The following is a 19,790-nucleotide window of genomic DNA, read 5'->3' on the forward strand; positions in this document are numbered from 1 at the left end:
CTGCACGCGCTCAGGCGGTCAGCCACACCGCGTCGGAGGCGCCCGGGGGCAGCGGCAGATCGGCCTCCGCGAGACGGACGGTGCCCTCGCCTCGCACCTCGACGTCGATGCCGACCTCGATGCCCGCGTCGACCAGGGCGCGCAGCAGCTCGGGATCGCGGTCGCTCACCCGCAGCACGCGCCCCCGATGCCCGGGCGCCGCATCGGCCAGCAGCACGAACTCCTCCCGGTGCACGACCCCCGCAGCATCCGGAATCGCATCGCCGTGCGGGTCGAACCGCGGGCGTCCGAGCCGCGCGTCGATGCCGTCGAGGAGGCGGTCGCTCACGGTGTGCTCGAGCACTTCGGCTTCGTCGTGCACCTCGTGCCAGCCGTAGCCGAACTCCTCGACCAGCCACGTCTCGATGAGGCGGTGGCGGCGGATGACGGCCGCCGCACGCAGGCGTCCGGTGTCGGTGAGCGCAACCGGACCATAGGGGCGGTGGGTGACCAGGCCTTGCGCTGCGAGCTTCTTCACCATCTCGGTGACGCTCGACGGCGCGAGTCCGAGAACCGCGGCGAGCTGCGAGGGAGTGATCCGCTCGTCCTGCCACTCGGTGTGGTGGTAGATCGTCTTGAGATAGTCGTCGACGGCAGGAGAGGCCACCACACCAGGCTAGCCGCCGTGCCGCGTCAGCTGCCGGTGAGGATCAGCCAGAGCAGGATCGCGTTGAGGGCGATCAGGAAGACGGATGCTGCGACACCGGCGACCGTTGTCGCGATGCGGTTGCGGAACGGCCCGAGCACTTCGCGCTTCGCCGTCAGCGCGATCAGCGGGATGAGCGCGAAGGGGATGCCGAACGACAGCACGACCTGGCTGAGCACGAGCGCCGCGGTCGGGTCGAGCCCGGCGCCGAGGATGAGCAGCGCGGGCGCGAGGGTCACGAGCCGTCGTGCGAGCAGCGGGATCCGCACCCGCAGCAGGCCGTGCATGATCTCGGCTCCGGCGTAGGCCCCGACCGAGGTCGAGGCGAGGCCGCTGGCGAGCAGTCCCACGGCGAACAGGGTGGCCACGAGGGGGCCGAGACCCGCGGCGAGGGCGGCGTGGGCGCCCTCGAGGGTGTCGGTGCCCGCGACGCCCGACAGGTTCGCGGCGGCGAGCAGCAGGATGCAGAGGTTCACTGTGCCGGCGATCGCCATCGCGATCGTGACGTCCCACCGCGTGGCACGCAGCAGGCGCGCGGTGCCGATGCCGCGAGCCTGCTCGAGCGTTCGCTCGGGGGCGTCGGGCAGGGCGGGGGCCACGGCGAAGCGGTCGCGCGCGAGGGCGGAGTGCGCGTAGATCGCGTGCGGCATGATCGTCGCGCCGAGGATGGATGCTGCGAGCAGCACCGACGCGCTCCCCTCGAACCGCGGCACCAACCCGCCCACGATGGCGGCCGGATCGGGCGGGCCGATGAAGACGCCGAACGTGAACCCCAGGGCGATGATCGCGACCATCCCGATGACGATGAACTCGAACGGGCGCGCGCCCCGGCGCGATTGCACCACCAGCAGCACCATCGACACGGCTCCCGTGATGACGCCGCCCCACAGGAGCGGAACGTCGAACAGCAGGTTGAGCGCGACCGCCCCGCCGATCACCTCGGCGATGTCGGTCGCCATCGCGACCAGCTCGGCTTGCAGCCAATAGGCGCGTCGCCCCCACGGGCTGCGGATGCGATGACCGAGGGTCTCAGGCAGGCTCTGGCCGGTGACGATGCCGAGCTTCGCGGAGAGGTACTGGATCAGCCACGCCATGAGGTTGCCGACCACCACGACCCAGACCAGCAGGTATCCGAAGGCGGCGCCCGCAGTCATATTGCTCGCCACGTTGCCGGGGTCGAGGTAGGCGACGCCGGCGACGAGTGCCGGTCCGATGAGCCAGCGCGCGCGGGCGGCGCCGGCCGGGCGCGCCTCCCTCCCCGGTGCGGCTGTCGACAGCGACGTTTTCGGCATACCGAAACTTTAGGGCACTTTTCGGGTGACCGAAATCACCTAGCCTGAGGCGGTGAGCGACGGAACGGATACGCCCGAAGAGCCCGAGGCGACCGTCTTGCACGGCGTCGGGCCGTGGGAGGGCGACTGGCCGGAGGATGAGCGCTACGACCCCGAGCTGTTGACGGCCGGCGACCGCCGCAACGTCATCGACCGCTACCGGTACTGGCGCATGGACGCGATCGTCGCCGACCTCGATGAACGGCGCCACCCGTTCCACGTCGCGATCGAGAATTGGCAGCACGACCTGAACATCGGCTCGATCGTGCGCAGCGCGAACGCGTTCCTCGCCGCCGAGGTGCACATCATCGGCAAGCGCCGGTGGAACCGTCGTGGGGCGATGGTGACCGACCGGTATCAGCACGTGCGCCACCACGAAGACGTTGCCGCCTTCGCCGCGTGGGCGGCGTCGGAATCCTTGCCGGTCATCGCGGTCGACAACGTCGAGGGTTCCGTTCCCGTCGACCGGGCAGAACTGCCCGAGGCTTGCGTCCTGCTGTTCGGTCAAGAGGGGCCCGGACTCTCGCCGGAGGCTGTGGCGGCAGCATCCGGTGTCGTCGAGATCACCCAGTACGGCTCGACCCGCTCGCTCAACGCCTCGGCCGCAGCGGCCGTCGTGATGTACGAGTGGTGCCGGAGGTGGGCGGCTTAGCCCGGCGGGTCTCAGCCCACCGGCCCGACGTGGGAGCGCACGTCGTAGGCGACGATCGCATCCGACTCCGCCGTCAGCCGCATCGTGGCCTCGGTGCGCCCGTCGTAGAGGATGTTCGCCGTGAACGTCTGCTGCTCTCCCGGCCGTGAGCACTCGAGGACGGCAGGTTCGTCGATGACCGCCGCGGAGGACTCGAGGAAGTAGCTGACCGTGGAGCCGTCGATGCTCTGGCACGTCAGGGTGATCTCCCACCGTCCGTCCCCCTCCGTGATGCCCAGCATGCTCGGCCCGTCGGCAGTGAGGCGCTCGACACCGCGACCGGTCGCACCTTGCGACCCCTCGCGCACGCCGAGCGGAAGCACGTCGTCGAGCCACGCCCTGGCGGCGTCGCCTTCCGGAAGCGTCGAGCCGCTGGAGGTGGGGGAGGGAGTGGATTCCGCCGGTTCACTGGTGGCCTCGGGGAAGGTCGTGGCCGTGCACCCGGCCATCAGGGCGGCGGTGGGAAGGGTCATGAGAAGAGCACGCGTGAGCTTCGTCATCGTTCGACGCTAGGGAAGATGCCTGGGTGTTGCGGGTGAGGTCAGGCTCCGGCGGTGGTCCAGGCGGCTCCCCGCACGCGCCACCCGAGGGTGGCGAGACGCGCCAGCATATAGACGCCGAAGAACGCGACGGCCACCCAGGCGAGGCCCGCGGCGCCGCCCGGGGCGAGGACGGCGACGAGCACGATCGCCGGGGCGAACACGAGCAGGTTGAGCCCGCCCGCGAGAGCGAGGTAACGGCCGTCTCCCGCCCCGATGAGCACCCCGTCGAGCACGAACACGACGGCGGCGAGCGGCTGGCCCACGGCCAGCACGAGCAGCGCGGGCTGGATCAGCGCCGCGAGCGTGGGGTCTCCAGTGAACACGAGCCCGATCACGCCCGACAGGGCGGCGATCATCCCTCCCACGAGCACCCCGAACCACACGCCCCACGCGGTCGTGCGGCGGAGCACGCGCTGCACGCCCTCATCGTCGCCCGCGCCGAGTCCCTTGCCGACGAGCGCCTGCGCGGCGATCGCGAGGGCGTCGAGGGCGAAGGCGGCGGTCGAGAAGATCGTGAACACCACCTGCCAGCCGGCGAGCTCGGGCGCGCCGAGGCCGGTCGCCACGACGACGGTCACCAGCAGCGCTCCGCGCAGACTCACGGTGCGCAGCAGCATCCATCCCCCCGACAGGGCCGAGCCCTGTACGCCCTCCCGTTGCGGACGAACGGATGCTGAGTGCCGTCGCGCGAGGCGCCCCACCACCACGACGTACGCGGCGACCATGCCCCACTGGGCGACGACCGTTCCCACCGCCGAGCCGGCGATGCCCCAGCCGAAGCCGTAGATGAAGACGAAATTGAGCACGGCGTTGGTGCCGAAGCCGAGCCCGGCGACCCAGAGGGGAGTCACGGTGTCCTGCATTCCGCGCAGCAATCCGGTCGCGGCGAAGACGATGAGCATCGCGGGAAGGCCCCACACCGAGATGCCGAGGTAGATCTCGGCCTGCTCGGCGACCGCTTCGCTCGCTCCGAAGAGCGACACGAGCGTGGGGGTCGACAGCACGCCGGCGAGGGCGAGGACGCCGCCGATGCCGAGCGCGAGCCACATGCCGTCGATGCCGGCCGACACGGCGCGGGTCGGGTCACCGGCGCCGAAGCGCCGCGCGACGGCCGGGGTCGTGGAGTAGGCGAGGAAGACCATGAGCCCGACGATGGTCTGCAGGATCGCGCCGGCGATGCCGAGCCCCGCGAGCGGGTCGACGCCGAGGTGACCGATGAGGGCCGAATCGACGATGAGGAACAGCGGCTCGGCGATGAGGGCGCCCAGCGCGGGCACGGCGAGGCGCAGGATGTCGCGGTTGAGCGTCGCGCTGGTCACCTCACGAGCCTAGGACGAGGCGCTCGCCGCGTGCTGTTGGGGAATGCCTGAGTCGCGACGGCGTTGCGACGGGGGATGACTTCCCCCGCGCAGGCTCCCGATTCCGCAGCATCCGCCCCCCGTAGCGCCCTCGTCGTGGGGGCCACCGGCATCGGCGGTTCGGCGCTCGTCGACCTATTGAGCGCACAGGGGTGGCCGGTCACGGCGCTTTCGCGGCGGCCCATCGCCGAGCGACCGGGCGTGCGTCCGCTGTCGGCCGACCTGCGCTCCGCCGACGACCTGGCACGGGTGCTCGCCGACGAGAAGCCCACGCACGTCTTCTTCACCGCGTGGTCGCGGCAGGAGACGGAGGAGGAGAACATCGCCGTGAACGGCGGGATGGTGCGCGACCTGCTGGCGGCCCTCTCGCACGCGCCCCTCGAGCACGTCGCCCTCGTCACCGGTCTGAAGCACTACCTCGGCCCGTTCGAGACGTACGGGCAGGGCGCGATGCCCGACACCCCGTTCCACGAGGAGGAGGCGCGGCTGGACGCGCCGAACTTCTACTACGCGCAGGAGGACGAGCTCTTCGCCGCTGCCGAGCGCGACGGATTCACCTGGTCGGTGCACCGCTCGCACACCGTCATCGGCCACGCGGTCGGCAACGCGATGAACATGGGCCTGACCCTCGCGGTGTATGCCTCGATCTGCCGCGACCTGGGTGAGCCGTTCGTGTTCCCGGGGTCACTCACCCAGTGGGACAGCCTGACCGACATGACCGACGCCACCGTTCTCGCCGAGCAGATGCTGTGGGCGGCGACCTCCGACGCCGGGAGCAACGAGGCGTTCAACGTGGTCAACGGCGATGTCTTCCGCTGGCGCTGGATGTGGACCCGCCTGGCGGAGTACTTCGGCGTCGAGCCGGTCGGCCCGGAGGCCGAGCCGCAGCCGCTCGAGCAGCGGATGGCCGGTGCCCAGGACGTGTGGCAGCGTATCGCCGCCGAGCACGGGCTCGTCGAGCCCGATCTCAGCCGGGTCGCATCGTGGTGGCACACCGACGCCGACCTCGGCCGCCAGCTCGAGGTCGTGACCGACATCAGCAAGTCGCGGTTGGCGGGATTCTCGGTGCACCACCGCACCGTCGATTCGTTCACCGCCCTGTTCGACCGCTACCGCGCCGAGGGGCTCATCCCGCCTGCCTGACCGGCCGGCTCCCAGCCACCACGTCGCCACCGGCGCCTATCCTGGACGCATGACCGACTCCCCCCGATCCGGCCTCGCGCTCGACGACCTGAGCACCGAGATCCGCCCCCAGGACGACCTGTTCCGCTACGTGAACGGTCGCTGGCTCGAGCGCACCGACATTCCCGACGACAAGGCCCGTTGGGGTGCGTTCCACCTGCTCGCCGAGCAGGCCGAGAAGGACGTGCAGACGATCATCGTCGAGTCGCAGGATGCTGATCCCGGCACCGAGACACGCAAGATCGGCGACCTGTTCACGAGCTTCATGGACACCGAGCGCATCGCCGCGCTCGGTGCCGCCCCGCTGGCCGACCAGTTGGCGCGCGTCGACGCGGTGACCGACATCCCCTCGCTGCTGCGCACGATCGGCGAGCTCGAGCGCGAGGGCGTCAACGGCCTCATCGAGCTGTACGTCGAGCCCGACCCGGGCAACCCGCAGCGCTACGTGCCGTTCCTCATCCAGGGTGGGCTGTCGCTCCCCGACGAGAGCTACTACCGCCAGGACAACTTCGAAGAGATCCGCAGCGCCTACCGCGCGCACATCGAGCGCATCCTCGAGCTCGCGAACGTGGCGGAGCCCGCAGCATCCGCCGATCGCATCTTCGCACTCGAGTCGGAGCTGGCCTCCCACCACTGGGACAAGGTGCGCAGCCGCGACGCGGTCGCCACCTACAACCTGCGCTCGTGGGACGACACGGTGGCCCTCGCCGGTGTCGACCTCGCCCCGTGGCTCGAGAGCGTCGCGCCCGAGCATCGCGACGCCTTCAGCGAGGTCGTGCTGTACCAGCCGAGCTTCATCGAGTCGCTGTCGAGCGTGCTCACCGAGGAGCGGCTCGAGGACTGGAAGGCGTGGCTGCGCTTCAAGGTCGTGCACGCCGGCGCCGCTTTCCTGTCCGACGATTTCGTGGCCGAGAACTTCGCCTTCTACGGCACGCAGCTCACCGGTGTTCCGGTCAACCGCGAGCGCTGGAAGCGCGGCGTCGGCCTCGTCGAGGCGGCGATGGGCGAGGCCGTCGGGCGGGTCTACGTCGAACGGCACTTCCCGCCCACCGCGAAGGAAGCGATGGACGAACTCGTCGCCAACGTCGTCGAGGCATACCGGCAGTCGATCCAAGCACTCGAGTGGATGAGCCCGGCGACCCGCGAGCGGGCGCTCGCCAAGCTCGACGCCTTCACCCCGAAGATCGGCTACCCCGTGAAGTGGCGCGACTACGACCTGCTCGAGATCGATGCCACCGACCTCGTCGGCAACGTGCGCCGCGCTCACGTCGCCGAGCACGATCGCCAGCTCGCGAAGGTCGGCAAGCCGATCGACCGCGACGAGTGGCTCATGACCCCGCAGACGGTGAACGCCTACTACAACCCGCTCATGAACGAGATCGTGTTCCCGGCGGCGATCCTGCAGTACCCGTTCTTCGACGCGGATCGGGATGCTGCCGCCAACTACGGCGGTATCGGCGCGGTCATCGGTCACGAGATCGGCCACGGGTTCGACGACCAGGGCAGCCGCTTCGACGGCGACGGGTCGCTGCGCGACTGGTGGACCGACGATGACCGTGCGGCGTTCGAGCAGCGCACGCGCAGCCTGATCGAGCAGTACAACGATCTCGTGCCCGTCGGACTCGGTGACGAGCACAAGGTCAACGGCGAGCTCACGATCGGGGAGAACATCGGCGACCTGGGCGGACTCGGCATCGCCCTGAAGGCCTACCAGCTCTCGCTCGGCGACGCCGAGTCGCCGGTGGTCGACGGCTTCACCGGCACGCAGCGCCTGCTTCTCAGCTGGGCGCAGGTCTGGCAGCAGAAGGGCCGTGAGGCCGAGACGATCCGGCTGCTCACGATCGACCCCCACTCGCCGAACGAGTTCCGCTGCAACCAGATCGTGCGCAACATCGACGCGTACTACGACGCCTTCGACGTCACCGAGTCCGACGATCTCTGGCTCGATCCGGACCGTCGGGTCACCATCTGGTAACCCGCGTCTGGTGTGATTCGGATGCTGCGTCACTGACTGGGGAGGTACTTCACCGTGGGAATCACTCCACACTCCCCGCATGACTCGGCCGCCGAGGGAACCCGCGGTGCCAACCGTGGTGGAACGCGGCGCTCACCGCGCCGCACCGGATCGGCGACTCGGTCGTTCTCCTCGACCCTGCGCGCACTCGACCTCGTCGCGGGCTCCGGGGCACGCGTCTCGGTGCGCGTGGACGACCTCGATCGCGGCACGCCGGTGCTGCAGGGCGATGACAACGAGATGCTGCCCGTCGGCGGTATCGGGATGGTGCCGTTGCTCATCGAGGTGGCGGCAGCTTTCGAGGACGGACGGATCGACCCGCTCGAGATCGTCGAGCGCAGCGCCGTCGATGCGGTGGGTGTCGCGGGCATCTGGCGCCACCTGAAGGCACCGGCCCTCCCGCTCGTCGACGTCGCCGTCTTGGCCGCAGCGACGGGCGACGCGCTCGCCGCGAACGTGCTCCTGGCCCGCGTCGGCCTACCGGCGGTGCGTGCCCGCTTCGACTCCCTCGGGATGGCACGCTCGGCGCTGCTCGACCGGTTCCGCGACACCCGCGGGCTCGACGATGCGCCGCAAGTGGCACTCGCCTCGGCGCGGGAGCTGTCGAGCTTGTTCTCCGCGCTGGTGAATTCGCGCGCGGTCACGCCGGGGGTCAGCGCGCAGGTCGCGGAATGGCTGAGCCTCAACCACGACCTCAGCCTCGTCGCCTCCGCGACGGGCCTGGACCCCTTCGCGCACGAGCACGACGAGCACGACCTCCTCTTCGTCAACAAGACCGGCCGGGAGACGGGCGTTCGCGCCGAAGCGGGAGTGCTCGCAGGTCCGCGGGCGGGCGTGTCCTATGCGCTCATCGTTGCGTTCGACGATCTGTCGATCACCCACCGCCTGCGCGCGCACGAGGCGTTCCGCACCCTCGGCGTCGAGCTGATGGAGTACGTGTTCTGAGGCTCGCGGCGCCCTAGCGCACGCCCTTCATGAGGGCCAGGACGGGCTTGGTCACGGCCAGGAGCGCGATCCCGAGCACGATGGCGATCGACCCGAGGATCGCGAAGTAGGGCACCTCGTTCGTCGGGTCGTACAGGGTGGCGACTTGGCCGGCGACCGCCGTACCGAGGGCGACGGACAGGAAGAACAACGCCACCATCTGGGTGTGGAAGGCCGCCGGGGCGAGCTTCGTGGAGACGGACAGCCCGATGGGGGAGATGAACAGCTCGGCGACGGTGAACACGAAGAGGATCGCGACGATCGCCAGGAGCGGTGTCGCGTTCTGGCCGCTGTTGGCCCAGACGAGGAAGAGCAGGAAGGCCAGGCCCATCACGATCGCGCCGAAGGCGAACTTGACCGGCGTGGTGGCTTGGCGGCGCCCGAGTTTGGTCCAGACGGCCGCGAAGACGCCCGAGAGGATGATGATGAAGACCGGGTTGATCGACTGCACCCAAGCGACCGGCATCTCCCACCCGAAGAGGTCGCGGTTGAGGCGCTCGTCGGAGTAGATCGTCAACACGGTGAACTGCTGCTGGTACAGCGACCAGAATCCGACGCTCACGATGAACAGCGGAATGAAGCCGAAGACGCGTGACCGCTCCACCGGCTCCAGGCGCCGTGAGGTGAGGATGACCGCGAAGTAGGCGATCGTGGCCACGATGGTGACGAGGATGACCACGGCGGCCAGGTTGTCGGCGCGGATCACTCCCGTGAGCACGAGCACGACGATGACCACCACGGCTGCGACGGCGATACCCACCCAAAGCCCGTACTTGTTGCGGGGGAGCGGGTTCGGAACGGCTCGTGCCGCCGCGGGGAGATTCCGCCGGCCGATCGAGTACTGGATGAGGCCGAGCACCATGCCCACCGCCGCCAGGCCGAAGCCCCAGTGGAAGCCGAGCGTCGACTGCAGCAAGCCGGTGAGCAGGGGGCCGAGGAACGCCCCCAGGTTGATACCGAGGTAGAACAGCGAGAAACCGCCGTCCCGCCGCGGGTCGTCGGGCGAGTAGAGCGTGCCCACGACCGAGGTCGCGTTCGCTTTCAGTCCGCCGGAACCGAGCGCCACCAGGATCAGGCCGACGCCCACTCCGAGGACACCGGGGAGCAGCGCGAGGCTCACATGGCCCGCCACGATGACGATCGCGCTGAAGAAGAGCACCCGCTCCGAACCGAGCAGGCGATCGGCGATCCACGCACCGAGGATCGTGGACAGATAGACCGCACCGCCGTAGGCGCCGACGATGCCCGTCGCGACGGCCTGGTCGATACCGAGGCCGCCCTGCTGGGCGGAGTAGTAGAGGTAGATCAGCAGGATGCCCTGCATGCCGTAGAAGCTGAACCGCTCCCACATCTCCACTCCGAAGACGTGGGCGAGCGCTCGCGGCTGGCCGAAGAACCGCCTGTCGGTGTCGCCGCTCGCCGTGGTCACCGGGGGCTCAGGAGGCGATGTCGCGTCAGCCATGCCCTCAGGGTAGCGAGGCGCCCTCACGCGTGCGGGATCTTGTCAGGGCCCCTCGCTGTCGCTGCAACGAGACAGGGGAGCGGGACTGTTGCGAAGCGGGGTCGGTCGGTCGAGCGTGGGAGGATGGCCGGATGATGGGGACAGCCCTCGGCGGCGAGTCGATTCCCGTCCGACGTGTCTCCCCGGCCCGCCAGGTGCTCACCCTCTTCGGTGACTACTGGTGGCGTGTGCCCGAGGCGTTGCCGACCGGGTCGATCCTGGGGGCCCTCGGTGACCTGGGTGTCAAGGAAGCGGCAGCGCGGGCGGCTCTCGGGCGTCTCGTCGACGTCGACCTCCTGTCGGCGGAGCGCGACGGCCGGCGAACGGCGCACCGCCTGACCGATCGCGGCCTCGCGGTCGTCGGCGACGAAGCGCAGTGGCTCGACACGTTCGGGGTCCGCGAGCAACCCTGGGACAGCACCTGGACGGTCGTGGCCTTCTCGATCCCCGAGTCGCAGCGGGCGCTGCGGCACTCCTCGCGGTCACGACTGCGCTGGCTGGGATTCGCACCCCTCTACGACGGCGTCTGGATCTCGGCACGCGATGCTGCAGCCGACGCGCTCGGGCAGCTCTCGCAGCTGGGTGTGGCCGACGTCACGGCGATGCGCGCTCAGCTCGAGCGATCCGGAGGGGCGAGCCCGCGCTCCGCGTGGAACCTCGATGAGATCCAGCGGCAATACGCCGCGTTCGCGACGACGCTGACGGATGCTGAGACCTCGGGCGAGCCGGTGAACGCCCTGGCGCTCCGCTCCCGCCTCATGCTCGCCTGGCAGGCGTTCCGCGAGACCGATCCCGCCCTCCCCTCCGAACTTCTGCCCAGCGACTGGCCGCGGGTGCCGCTACGCCGACGGTTCGCCGAGGTGCACGCGTCGCTCGGTCCGGCCAGCGTCGAAAGGTTCACCCAGCTCGTCTCCGCCATCGAGCCCCGGTTGGCCGATCGGGTCACCCAGCGGCTGCTTGCCGCCTGACCTCACGGGTCAGCGCCTACCGCTGAGGCCACCGGATCAAGCCTGATGGGGCCGACCTCTCCCCTCCGCCCTCTCCCCGCGGCCCGATCGCACGAGCGTCGGAGATACGCACCGTTGTCGGAGGATTGCGCCGAAATCCTCCGACAACGGTGCGATTTTCCGACGCTCGTGCGATCGGGGCGGTTGCTAGGCCGTCTGTCCCGGGTGGAGGAGGACCTTCGTCCAGCCGTCTTCGCGCTTGTCGAATCGGTCGTAGGCGTCGACGGCTTCGTCGAGACCGAGTTCGTGCGAGACGATGAACGAGGGCTTGGCGCGGTCTCGGATGATCAGATCGCGCAGCTCCCGGTTGTAACGCTTCACCGGGCACTGCCCTGATCCGATGCTGATGCCCTTCTCGAATGCCAGGCCGTAGTTGAAGGCGATGCGGCCCGTCTTGGCGCCTTCTTCGGCGGCTTTCGGATCCTCCGGGACGTAAACGCCGACGACTCCGATGTGCCCGGTGGCGCGGACGACCTCCACGAGGTTGTCGAGAACCAGTTCGGGATGTTCTTGGCCGTGGGCGTCGTGCGCTTGGAAGCCCACCGCTTCCACGCCGCAGTCGACTCCGAAACCGTCGGTCGCATCGATGATGGTTTCGGTCTGATTGCCGTCGGAGATGTCGACCGGGGTGGCGCCGATGCTCGCGGCAAGGGCGAGGCGGTCGGGTTCCTTATCGACGACGAAGACCTGCGATGCCCCGCGCAGCAGCGCGCTGTAGGCCGCCATGAGCCCGACCGGTCCTGCCCCGAAGACGGCCACGGACTTGCCCGGTGCCACCATCGCCAATTCGGTGCCGTGATAGCCGGTGGGGAAGATGTCGGACAGCATCGTGAAATCGGCTTCGTTCTCGGTTCCGGCCGGCAGCTCGAGAAGATTGAAGTCCGCCCACGGCACGCGCAGGAGCTCGGCCTGCCCACCCAGGTAAGGGCCCATGCCGGGATATCCGTAACCCGCTCCGGGGTTCCCCGAAGGGTTCGCCCGGAGGCAGGCTGAGGTGAATCCGTCGTTGCAGTTGCGGCACGTGCCGCAGGCGAGGTTGAAGGGCACGGAGACGCGGTCTCCGACCTTGATGCGGTCGACTCCGGCCCCGACTTCCTCGACGATTCCCATGTTCTCGTGACCGAGCACCATGCCGGCGTCCAACGGTGCGCGACCCTCGTACGGGTGAAGATCCGACCCGCAGATGTTCGCGGTCGTAATGCGGATGATCGCGTCCAGCGGTTGCTCGATCTTGGGGTCGGGGACATCTTCTACGCTGAGCTTGAACGGGCCCTTGAAGACGACTGCTCGCATGGGGGGTTCCTTCCGAATCGGACGCCGCCCGAGATCGGATGATCATCGCGGCGTCTCGCTCACCTCAGCCGGTGGGTGCGGGCTGAGACAGGCGGTTGCGGAAGTGCTTCTTACTGTCTATGGGCGGTGGCTCCCCGTCGCCGAAGCAGAACAGGTCCGCCCGCAGGGGCAGAACAAGGTCCGGAGCTGCGGGTGGGACGGCGCCCGCGCGAGCTCACGCGCTCAGCGGGTGCCGCCGTACGCGGCCGGAACCAGATCGAGCTGAGGTTCACCGCTTCTGATGAGCTGCAGGATGGCGTCGGCGACGGTCTCCGGTGTGTCGAACTCTGCTCCGGCCGTCATCGCCTCCGCGTCAGCGCGACCTGCACGGATCGACGCGAGGAACTCGGTGTCGGTCGCGAACGGAATCACCGTCGACACGGCGATGCCGGCGGCCTCCCACTCGTTGCGGGCAATGGCGGTGAGGCGCTCGAGTGCGACCTTCGAGGCGACATAGGCACCGGTTCCGGGCACGTTTGCGAAAGTGGTGCCGGAGCTGACGTTGACGATGGCACCCGCGTGCTGGCGCCGCATCGTCGGGAGCACCGCCTGCATCATCGCGAGCGGCGCGATGAGGTTCAGCTCGAGCAGGGAGCGGAAGTCATCGAGCGCGATCTGTTCGACGGTGGCCTGCAACCCCTGACCGGCGTTGTTGACGAGCACGTCGATGCGCCCGAACTCGGCCAGCGTCGTCGAGACGAGCGCTTCGATCTGGCGCTGATCCGTGACGTCGCAGCGCACGGCGATGGCTCGATCGAGCTCGTCGGCCAGTCGGGTGATGCGGTCCGCGCGTCGGGCGGCGAGCACCACGCGCGCCCCGGCGGCGGATGCTGCACGCGCGGTCGCTGCTCCGATTCCGGACGACGCTCCGGTGATGACGATGACTGAGTCCTGGATATCCATTGCTTCTCCTCCGGCGGCACGGTCGCGCCTTCCCGACTTACGATACTCGGAGGTAGCGTAACGGGGGCTGCGTGCCGTACTCTGCGAGAGATGGATACTTCCGAGGCGGCCCCCGAACCCCGGGTCGAGTCCGCAGCCCGGCGGACGGGCCGCCCGTTCGACCGCTCCAGCGATGCCTCGATCCTGGCGAGCACGCTCGACCTCCTGGCCGAGCGCGACTACGAGCGGCTGACCGTCGACGAGGTGGCGGCCCGAACGGGCAAGGCGAAGACCACCCTCTACCGGCGGTGGGCGACGAAGGAAGACCTCGTGCTTGCGGCGATCCGTGCCGCCGGACGGCCCCCGGAGGTGGATGATCTGCCGGATCTCGGATCTCTGCGATCCGACCTGCTCGCGGTGGTCGATTCCCCGTGGCTGGGTGACCCGGAGCGGCGGATGGCGATCTTCGCGGGGCTCGCCTCGGCCACGCGGAGCTCAGAGCGAATGGCCGCCGTGATCCGGTCCGAGGTCACGGACCCGTACGTCGAGGTCTACCGGCGCCTCTTGCAGCGAGCTCTGCACCGGGGCGAGATTTCCGCCGCGGTGGCGACCAGTATCCCCGTTCTGTCCGTAGTCATCCCCGCCATGAGCACGCACCGTTTGAGTGTCGACCGCGCATCGGTCGACCGCGACTTCTTCGTCTCGGTGATCGACGACGTGCTGCTCCCCGCGTTGCGCGGGGCGGATACGTAACGGCGTCGTCCGGTTTATACAGGGTTCCGTGAATTCAGACACTCCTGTACTCTCGGCCCATGTCCATCGCGACCGCCACTGTCACGCATACCGCCGCACTCGCGCGGCTGGCGCACGCTCTCGCGGATTCGACACGCGCGGGCGTGCTCCTGGCTCTGCGCGAAGCTCCCGCGCAGCCCTCGGGTCTCGCAGAGTCTCTCGGCGTTTCGCGTCAGGTCATGTCCAACCAGCTCGCGTGCTTGCGCGGCTGCGGTCTCGTGGAAGCCGTGCCCGACGGCCGGCGCACCTGGTACCGGCTCGCCGACGAGCATCTAGCTCCCGCGCTGGACGAACTGCTGCGCGTCGTCCTTTACGTCGAACCCGACTGCTGCACCGGCGACAGCTGCACCTGCTCATGAGCGTCGCGTCGTCGACCGCCGAGAGTGAGCGGAAGCGCATCCTGCAGCGGCGGATCAAGGCGGTCGTCACTCTGACGATCGCGTACAACGTGATCGAAGCCGTCGTCGCGATCTCGGCGGGCACGGTCGCGTCGTCGGCGGCGCTCGTCGGATTCGGGCTGGACTCGACGATCGAGGTCCTCTCCGCCGCCGCGGTCGCCTGGCAGTTCACGCGCCGCGACCCGGAGCGCTGGGAGATGGGAACCCTCCGGGTCATCGCTGTCGCCTTCTTCGCGCTCGCCGCCTTCGTCAGCGTCTCCTCGCTGCTCGCTCTGCTCGGCCAGGTCACCGTGGAACACTCGCCACTGGGCATCGCGATCACTGCTCTGAGCGTGATCATCATGCCCTTCCTCTCTTTCGCGGAGCGGCGCGCGGGCCGCGAGCTCGGCTCGGCCACCGCCGTCGCCGACTCCAAGCAGACCCTCATCTGCACCTACCTCTCCGCGGCCGTGCTCATCGGGCTGGTGCTCAACAGCCTCCTCGGGTGGTGGTGGGCAGACGCGATCGCAGGGCTCGTGATCGCCGTCTTCGCCGTGCGCGAGGGGATCGAAGCGTGGCGGGGCGACGCGTGCGCGACCTCGGTCGGGATGCTTCTCGAGGGCGAGAACGATCACCACGACCACTAGCTCGCAGCGACTCGAGACGGGCGCCGGCGCCGAACACCCGCACCGAGTAGGCCGATCGTCCGAGTTCGCGAGGAGCTTCGGTCGGCGAGAGGACTCCCCGGCCTGAACCCTCCTCCGCTCGGCCGAAAGTCCTCCCGCCGCCCGAGCCCGGGCGGTGGGCGAGGCGTCCTGACAGAATGCACCCGTGTCGATTCCTCCGCGCCTCTCGGTCGTGACCGTCGGGGCGCGCGACCTGCCCGCACTTCGTCGGTTCTACGGCTCGCTCGGATGGGACGAGGTAGGCGGGAGCGATGACACCTGGGCGGCCTTCCTGCTCGGGGGAGTGCTGTTCTCGCTCTATCCCCTCTCTCCATTGTCGATCGAGGCGGCAGGAGGGGAGCTTCCCTCGGCGGGATGGTCGGGGGTCACCCTCGCGTGCAACGTCGACACCCCCGGCGAGGTCGACGTCGCGTTCGAAGCGGCGGTCTCGGCCGGAGCCACGCCGGTCGAAGCTCCCACGACGCGGGAGTGGGGCGGACGTTCGGGGTACATCGCCGACCCCGAGGGCAATCGGTGGGAGATCGCGTGGGCATCCACGGCCCGGTTCGACGCGCGTGGAGCGATCGTCGGGTTCGGTTCGTGACCCCGCCCTTCCTCTCCGTGCCACCGGGACGGCACGGAGGCTTCGTGAAAGGATGCGGGCGATGGATGCCTCGACACAGCACGAGTTGAACATGCTGCAGGCTCGCGCCTACGGCCCCGAGGCTGACATCGACCAGGATCCTCGAGCCGCTCAGCGCCTGCGCGAGCTCGAATCCACGTTCGCCGGACCGGAGCCGGCAGGCATCGCCCCGGTCGTTCCCGAGCCCGCCCCGGCCGAACCCGCCCCACCTCTCGGGGGGCACCTTGGTTCTCATCGAGAAGCGATTCGCGAGCCGGAAGATGAACGCCACGAACCTGAGCCGGATTCGGTGGAAGCGCGGACTTCCTTCATCGGGAAGATCGTTTCCCCTCGACTGCGCGTGTGGTGGGTGCTCTCGGTGATCGCATCCATCGTCGCGTCGGCTGCGATCACGCATGCGCTGACGTCGATCGCGCCGGTGTCTTCCTCGTCCGGCGCGCCGCAGATCGCGACCCTGGAGAAAACGACGGCCGTGGAGGTTCCGAGCGGGTGGTTCGGCGCGGGTCCGAGTTCTGCGGTGTTCGAATTCTTCGGCCTGACGATCTTCGAAAGCAGTGGCGGCTACGCGGTCGCGGGGCGGGAATGCATCTCCGCCGTCGCCACGGAGGACCTGCCGGAGCCGGACGCCAATCTGAACAACCAATCGATCCAGGGGAGTTACTTCGCCGGCTGCCGCGTCGGTGCGTTCCCCGCCTCGGTGGAGCTGTTCGTCGACAGCAGCGCCCCGGAGGAGATGCGGGCGCAGTTCCCCCCGGGTAGCGCCTTGCAGTTCGTCTTCGACGGCAATCGAGTCGGAGTCTTCCTCGACGAGGGCTAAGAGCAGGTCGTCCTGTGGCGATCAGTTAACCTTTGAGTTTTCATTGACGCTCGTCACGACAGCTTCTACTATCTGGCTGAGGCGGCAATGATGCCGTCCAGGACGACGTCGTCCTCATCCCCTGCTCGGAGGCATCCTCATGAGAAGACCCCGAAACCTGTTCGCCGCCGCGGGAGCTGTTGCCGCAGCATCCGTCGTCACCCTGGCGCTGCTGACTCCTCCTGCCGTCGCGGCGGACAGCGTGAGCGTCGAGATCCTGTCCAGCCGAGCCGACAGTGTCTCGGGTGGCGACGCGCTCGTCGCCGTCACCGGCGCTGCGGGTGAGGTGCGCGTGACCGCCGCCGGTGTCGACGTCTCGTCGGCGTTCGTCGCCGACGAGGGTCGCCTCATCGGTCTGGTCGAGGGGCTGCCCCTCGGATCCAGCGACATCGTCGTCGAGACGGCCGACTCCGGCTCGGCAGAGGTGGAGGTCGTGAACCACCCGCTGTCCGGTCCGGTCTTCTCGGGCCCGCAGCATCCGATGTACTGCACCGCCTCGGGAGCACCGTGGAACTTCGGCGAACTCGACGCCGACTGTCAGACCGACCAGACCTTCGTGACGTACCGCTACCGCACGACCGCCGGGGCGTTCGCCGACTTCCCGACGAACGGTACGCGGCCCACCGACCTCGCGACCGCGCAGGTCGACGGCGTGGACGTTCCCTACATCGTGCGCATCGAACGGGGCACGATCAATCGCGCTGTCTACGAGACGGCGATCCTGCACGATCCTGCCACCGCGGCGCCCTCACCGACCACGGACCTCGCCGGCTGGACCGGCAAACTCGCCTACACCTTCGGCGGCGCGTGCGGCGTCGGGTACTGGCAGGGCACGAGCACCGGCGGGGTCGAGAACGACCTGCTGCTGCGCAACGGCTACGCCGTCGCGTCGGCCACCCTCAATGTCTACGCGCAGAACTGCAACGACGTCACGAGTGCCGAGACGGCGATGATGGTCAAGGAGAAGTTCATCGAGACCCACGGTGCCGTGCGGTTCACGATGGGCTCCGGCGGGTCGGCCGGCACCATGCAGCAACTGCTGCTGGCCAACAACTACCCCGGAATCCTCGACGGCGTCCTCGGCGAGATCGGTTACCCCGATGAGCGCACCACCACCATCGGCGGTCACGACTGCCGCGGCCTGCAGAACTACTGGGGCTCGACCGCCGGTGGCGGCTGGACCGACGCGCAGAAGCTCGCGGTCAGCGGGCACGCGGTGACGGGAACCTGCTTCGGCTTCACCTTCTTCGACGGAGTCGATGACCCGAACCGCGGCTGCGCGGCAGCGGTGCCGGTCGCGGACCGGTGGTCACCGACGAACCCCGACGGCCTGCGCTGCACGATCGCCGACATGGTGAAGAACGTCTACGGCGTCGACGAGCAGGGCCGCGGTCTTCGCGTCGAACCCGACAACGTGGGCGTGCAGTACGGGCTCGACGCCGTGGAGAACGGGGAGATCTCGGTCGAGCAGTTCCTCAGCCTCAACCAGAACATCGGCGGCATGAACGTCGACGGCGTGCGCACGGCCGAACGATCCGTCGCGAGCGTCGAGGCGATCGAGCGGGCCTTCGAGACCGGTCGCGTCAACATGATGACCGGCGGACTCGAGACCATCCCGGTGCTGGAGATCCGTGGGTACAGCGACCTCCGGGGCGACTTCCACGAGCGTTACCGCTCGGCGATCATCCGCGAGCGGATGCTCGAGGCGCACGGCAACGCGGACACGCACGTGAACTGGACGAGCCCGGAGGGCGCGGTCAATACGCTCATGCGCGAGCAGGCGTTCGCCTACCTTGACGCGTGGCTCGAGGGCATCGAAGAGCTCGGCGGCCCCGCCGACCGTGCACGCACGGTGCAAGCGCGTCCGGCGGAACTGGAGGACGGATGCTTCGACGCGGGTGGCACCTTCATCGAAGAGGAGCTCGATTACTCCGACCCGACGACGGCGTGCAACACCCTCTACCCGTATCATTCCGAACCCCGGTACGAGGCGGGCGAGCCGCTGCTGCGCGACGTGCTGAAGTGCGAGGTCACCGACCCGGTTCGCGCGGACTACCCCACGATGACCGACGAGCAGTGGGCGCAGCTGAACACGGTGTTCGCCGACGGTGTCTGCGACTGGACGCAGCCCAGCCAGGGCTACGCCGAGCTCGAGGGCACGTGGCTGAACTTCGGTGAGACCGAACAGGTGGCGCTCGAGCCGCCCGTCATCACGGGTGAGCCCCGCGTCGGCTCTCCGCTGAGCGCCACGGCCGTGACCGAGCCGGCGGATGCGACGGCAACCTACGAGTGGCTGCTCGACGGCGTCGTCGTCGCCGGGGTGACCGGATCGACGTTCACGCCGCCGGTCGGGTCGGAAGGCCAGGCGGTGACCGTGCGGGTCACGGCTTCGGCGCCGGGTCTCATCGATCGATCGGCCGTTTCCGCGGCGACCGGGCCTGTCGCCGCGGCGGTGACGACCTCGCCCTCACCGTCGACCGACCCCTCGCCATCCGCCTCGCCGACGGCGGACGGTGACGATTGGGCGGTCATCCTGGGCGCGACCACGGTCGAACAGGGAGGCACGCTGCCGGTCACGGTGGTGGGCTTGGAGCCCGGGCAGACGATCGAGGCGACGCTGTTCAGTGATCCGATCGTGGTCACCGGTATCCCGGCCGCCGGGGCGGACGGGACGACCCGCTTCTCGATCGCCATCCCCGCCGACTTCGACCTGGGCGCACACACCCTCGTGGTGACCGCGGCCGGCGACGGGTCGATCCGTGTGACGGTGACGGTCGTCGCATCCGGTTCCCTCGCGTCGACCGGCTCGACCGCCCCCTGGGGCTTCGCGCTCCTGGGCGCAGGTCTTCTGACCGCCGGGGGACTGGCGTTCGCCCTGCGGCGGCGCGCGCGGACATCGGGGGGTGTGACCACGCCGTAGAGCGCAGGGGGAGGGCCGGACCGTTTCC

At 69.2% G+C, this 19,790-nt stretch carries 18 protein-coding genes; 11 read left to right on the forward strand and 7 right to left on the reverse strand.

The features are described from left to right. Positions 1 to 10 precede the first annotated feature (10 nt). Both ACFXP5_RS10835 and ACFXP5_RS10840 read right to left on the reverse strand, forming a co-directional pair. Positions 11 to 646 carry a metal-dependent transcriptional regulator gene (locus tag ACFXP5_RS10835; RefSeq protein WP_394544613.1) on the reverse strand — a complete coding sequence of 212 codons (636 nt, stop codon included), beginning with the start codon at positions 644 to 646 and terminating at the stop codon, positions 11 to 13. Between the two features lie 26 nt (positions 647 to 672). Continuing rightward, on the reverse strand, positions 673 to 1,977 hold the full coding sequence (locus ACFXP5_RS10840) for an Nramp family divalent metal transporter (protein ID WP_394544614.1): 1,305 nt from the start codon (positions 1,975 to 1,977) through the stop codon (positions 673 to 675). A 52-nt stretch (positions 1,978 to 2,029) separates the two neighbouring features. On the opposite strand from ACFXP5_RS10840, the gene ACFXP5_RS10845 reads away from it, so the two are divergent. Beyond that, positions 2,030 to 2,668, forward strand: a complete 639-nt coding sequence (locus ACFXP5_RS10845) for a TrmH family RNA methyltransferase (RefSeq protein WP_394544615.1) — start codon at positions 2,030 to 2,032, stop codon at positions 2,666 to 2,668. Positions 2,669 to 2,679: 11 nt separating this feature from the next. On the opposite strand, the gene ACFXP5_RS10850 is transcribed toward ACFXP5_RS10845, so the two are convergent. Next, positions 2,680 to 3,207, reverse strand: a complete 528-nt coding sequence (locus tag ACFXP5_RS10850) for a hypothetical protein (protein ID WP_394544616.1) — start codon at positions 3,205 to 3,207, stop codon at positions 2,680 to 2,682. Between the two features lie 41 nt (positions 3,208 to 3,248). After that, a complete protein-coding gene (locus ACFXP5_RS10855) occupies positions 3,249 to 4,568 on the reverse strand; it encodes an MATE family efflux transporter (RefSeq protein WP_394544617.1) in 1,320 nt (439 codons plus the stop codon). Positions 4,569 to 4,643: 75 nt separating this feature from the next. Here ACFXP5_RS10855 and ACFXP5_RS10860 point away from each other — a divergent pair, with 75 nt between their 5' ends. The 3 genes from ACFXP5_RS10860 to ACFXP5_RS10870 are packed head-to-tail and all read left to right on the forward strand — an operon-like array spanning position 4,644 to position 8,748. Then, positions 4,644 to 5,750 (forward strand): SDR family oxidoreductase, encoded by a 1,107-nt coding sequence (locus ACFXP5_RS10860; protein WP_394528603.1) that lies wholly within the window; start codon positions 4,644 to 4,646, stop codon positions 5,748 to 5,750. Positions 5,751 to 5,799: 49 nt separating this feature from the next. Continuing rightward, positions 5,800 to 7,764, forward strand: coding sequence for a M13 family metallopeptidase (locus ACFXP5_RS10865; protein ID WP_394544618.1), 1,965 nt, complete (start codon positions 5,800 to 5,802; stop codon positions 7,762 to 7,764). Positions 7,765 to 7,818: 54 nt separating this feature from the next. Continuing rightward, positions 7,819 to 8,748 carry a serine hydrolase gene (locus tag ACFXP5_RS10870; protein WP_394528601.1) on the forward strand — a complete coding sequence of 310 codons (930 nt, stop codon included), beginning with the start codon at positions 7,819 to 7,821 and terminating at the stop codon, positions 8,746 to 8,748. A 13-nt stretch (positions 8,749 to 8,761) separates the two neighbouring features. On the opposite strand, the gene ACFXP5_RS10875 is transcribed toward ACFXP5_RS10870, so the two are convergent. Continuing rightward, positions 8,762 to 10,249, reverse strand: a complete 1,488-nt coding sequence (locus ACFXP5_RS10875; RefSeq protein ID WP_394544619.1) for a peptide MFS transporter — start codon at positions 10,247 to 10,249, stop codon at positions 8,762 to 8,764. A gap of 131 nt (positions 10,250 to 10,380) precedes the next feature. Between ACFXP5_RS10875 and ACFXP5_RS10880 the strand changes: the two genes are divergently transcribed. Next, complete coding sequence (locus tag ACFXP5_RS10880; RefSeq protein WP_394544620.1) at positions 10,381 to 11,256, forward strand: PaaX family transcriptional regulator; 876 nt, start codon at positions 10,381 to 10,383, stop codon at positions 11,254 to 11,256. Between the two features lie 186 nt (positions 11,257 to 11,442). On the opposite strand, the gene ACFXP5_RS10885 is transcribed toward ACFXP5_RS10880, so the two are convergent. Together ACFXP5_RS10885 and ACFXP5_RS10890 are read right to left on the reverse strand one after the other, a co-directional pair. Then, the gene (locus tag ACFXP5_RS10885) at positions 11,443 to 12,588 is read right to left on the reverse strand and encodes a glutathione-independent formaldehyde dehydrogenase (RefSeq protein ID WP_394544621.1); all 1,146 of its coding nucleotides are present in this window, start codon (positions 12,586 to 12,588) and stop codon (positions 11,443 to 11,445) included. Positions 12,589 to 12,810: 222 nt separating this feature from the next. Continuing rightward, a complete protein-coding gene (locus ACFXP5_RS10890; RefSeq protein ID WP_394544622.1) occupies positions 12,811 to 13,530 on the reverse strand; it encodes an SDR family oxidoreductase in 720 nt (239 codons plus the stop codon). Between the two features lie 90 nt (positions 13,531 to 13,620). On the opposite strand from ACFXP5_RS10890, the gene ACFXP5_RS10895 reads away from it, so the two are divergent. The 6 genes from ACFXP5_RS10895 (at position 13,621) to ACFXP5_RS10920 (ending at position 19,762) form a co-directional block, all read left to right on the forward strand. Next, positions 13,621 to 14,262 (forward strand): TetR/AcrR family transcriptional regulator, encoded by a 642-nt coding sequence (locus ACFXP5_RS10895; RefSeq protein WP_394544623.1) that lies wholly within the window; start codon positions 13,621 to 13,623, stop codon positions 14,260 to 14,262. 59 nt (positions 14,263 to 14,321) lie between these two features. Then, positions 14,322 to 14,660: an ArsR/SmtB family transcription factor gene (locus ACFXP5_RS10900; protein ID WP_394544624.1), complete on the forward strand. Its 339-nt coding sequence runs from the start codon at positions 14,322 to 14,324 to the stop codon at positions 14,658 to 14,660. Then, positions 14,657 to 15,325, forward strand: a complete 669-nt coding sequence (locus ACFXP5_RS10905; RefSeq protein ID WP_394544625.1) for a cation efflux transmembrane domain-containing protein — start codon at positions 14,657 to 14,659, stop codon at positions 15,323 to 15,325. Before ACFXP5_RS10900 ends, ACFXP5_RS10905 begins: the two co-directional genes overlap by 4 nt. 184 nt (positions 15,326 to 15,509) lie before the next feature. Next, complete coding sequence (locus tag ACFXP5_RS10910) at positions 15,510 to 15,947, forward strand: VOC family protein (RefSeq protein ID WP_394544626.1); 438 nt, start codon at positions 15,510 to 15,512, stop codon at positions 15,945 to 15,947. 61 nt (positions 15,948 to 16,008) lie between these two features. Further along, positions 16,009 to 16,803: a hypothetical protein gene (locus tag ACFXP5_RS10915; RefSeq protein WP_394544627.1), complete on the forward strand. Its 795-nt coding sequence runs from the start codon at positions 16,009 to 16,011 to the stop codon at positions 16,801 to 16,803. Between the two features lie 139 nt (positions 16,804 to 16,942). Continuing rightward, entirely contained in the window at positions 16,943 to 19,762 is a 2,820-nt protein-coding gene (locus ACFXP5_RS10920) for a DUF6351 family protein (RefSeq protein WP_394544628.1), read from the forward strand. Positions 19,763 to 19,790: the final 28 nt, after the last annotated feature.

The sequence above is a fragment of the Microbacterium hanjuni genome, from assembly GCF_043556395.1.
Lineage (GTDB): Bacteria > Actinomycetota > Actinomycetes > Actinomycetales > Microbacteriaceae > Microbacterium.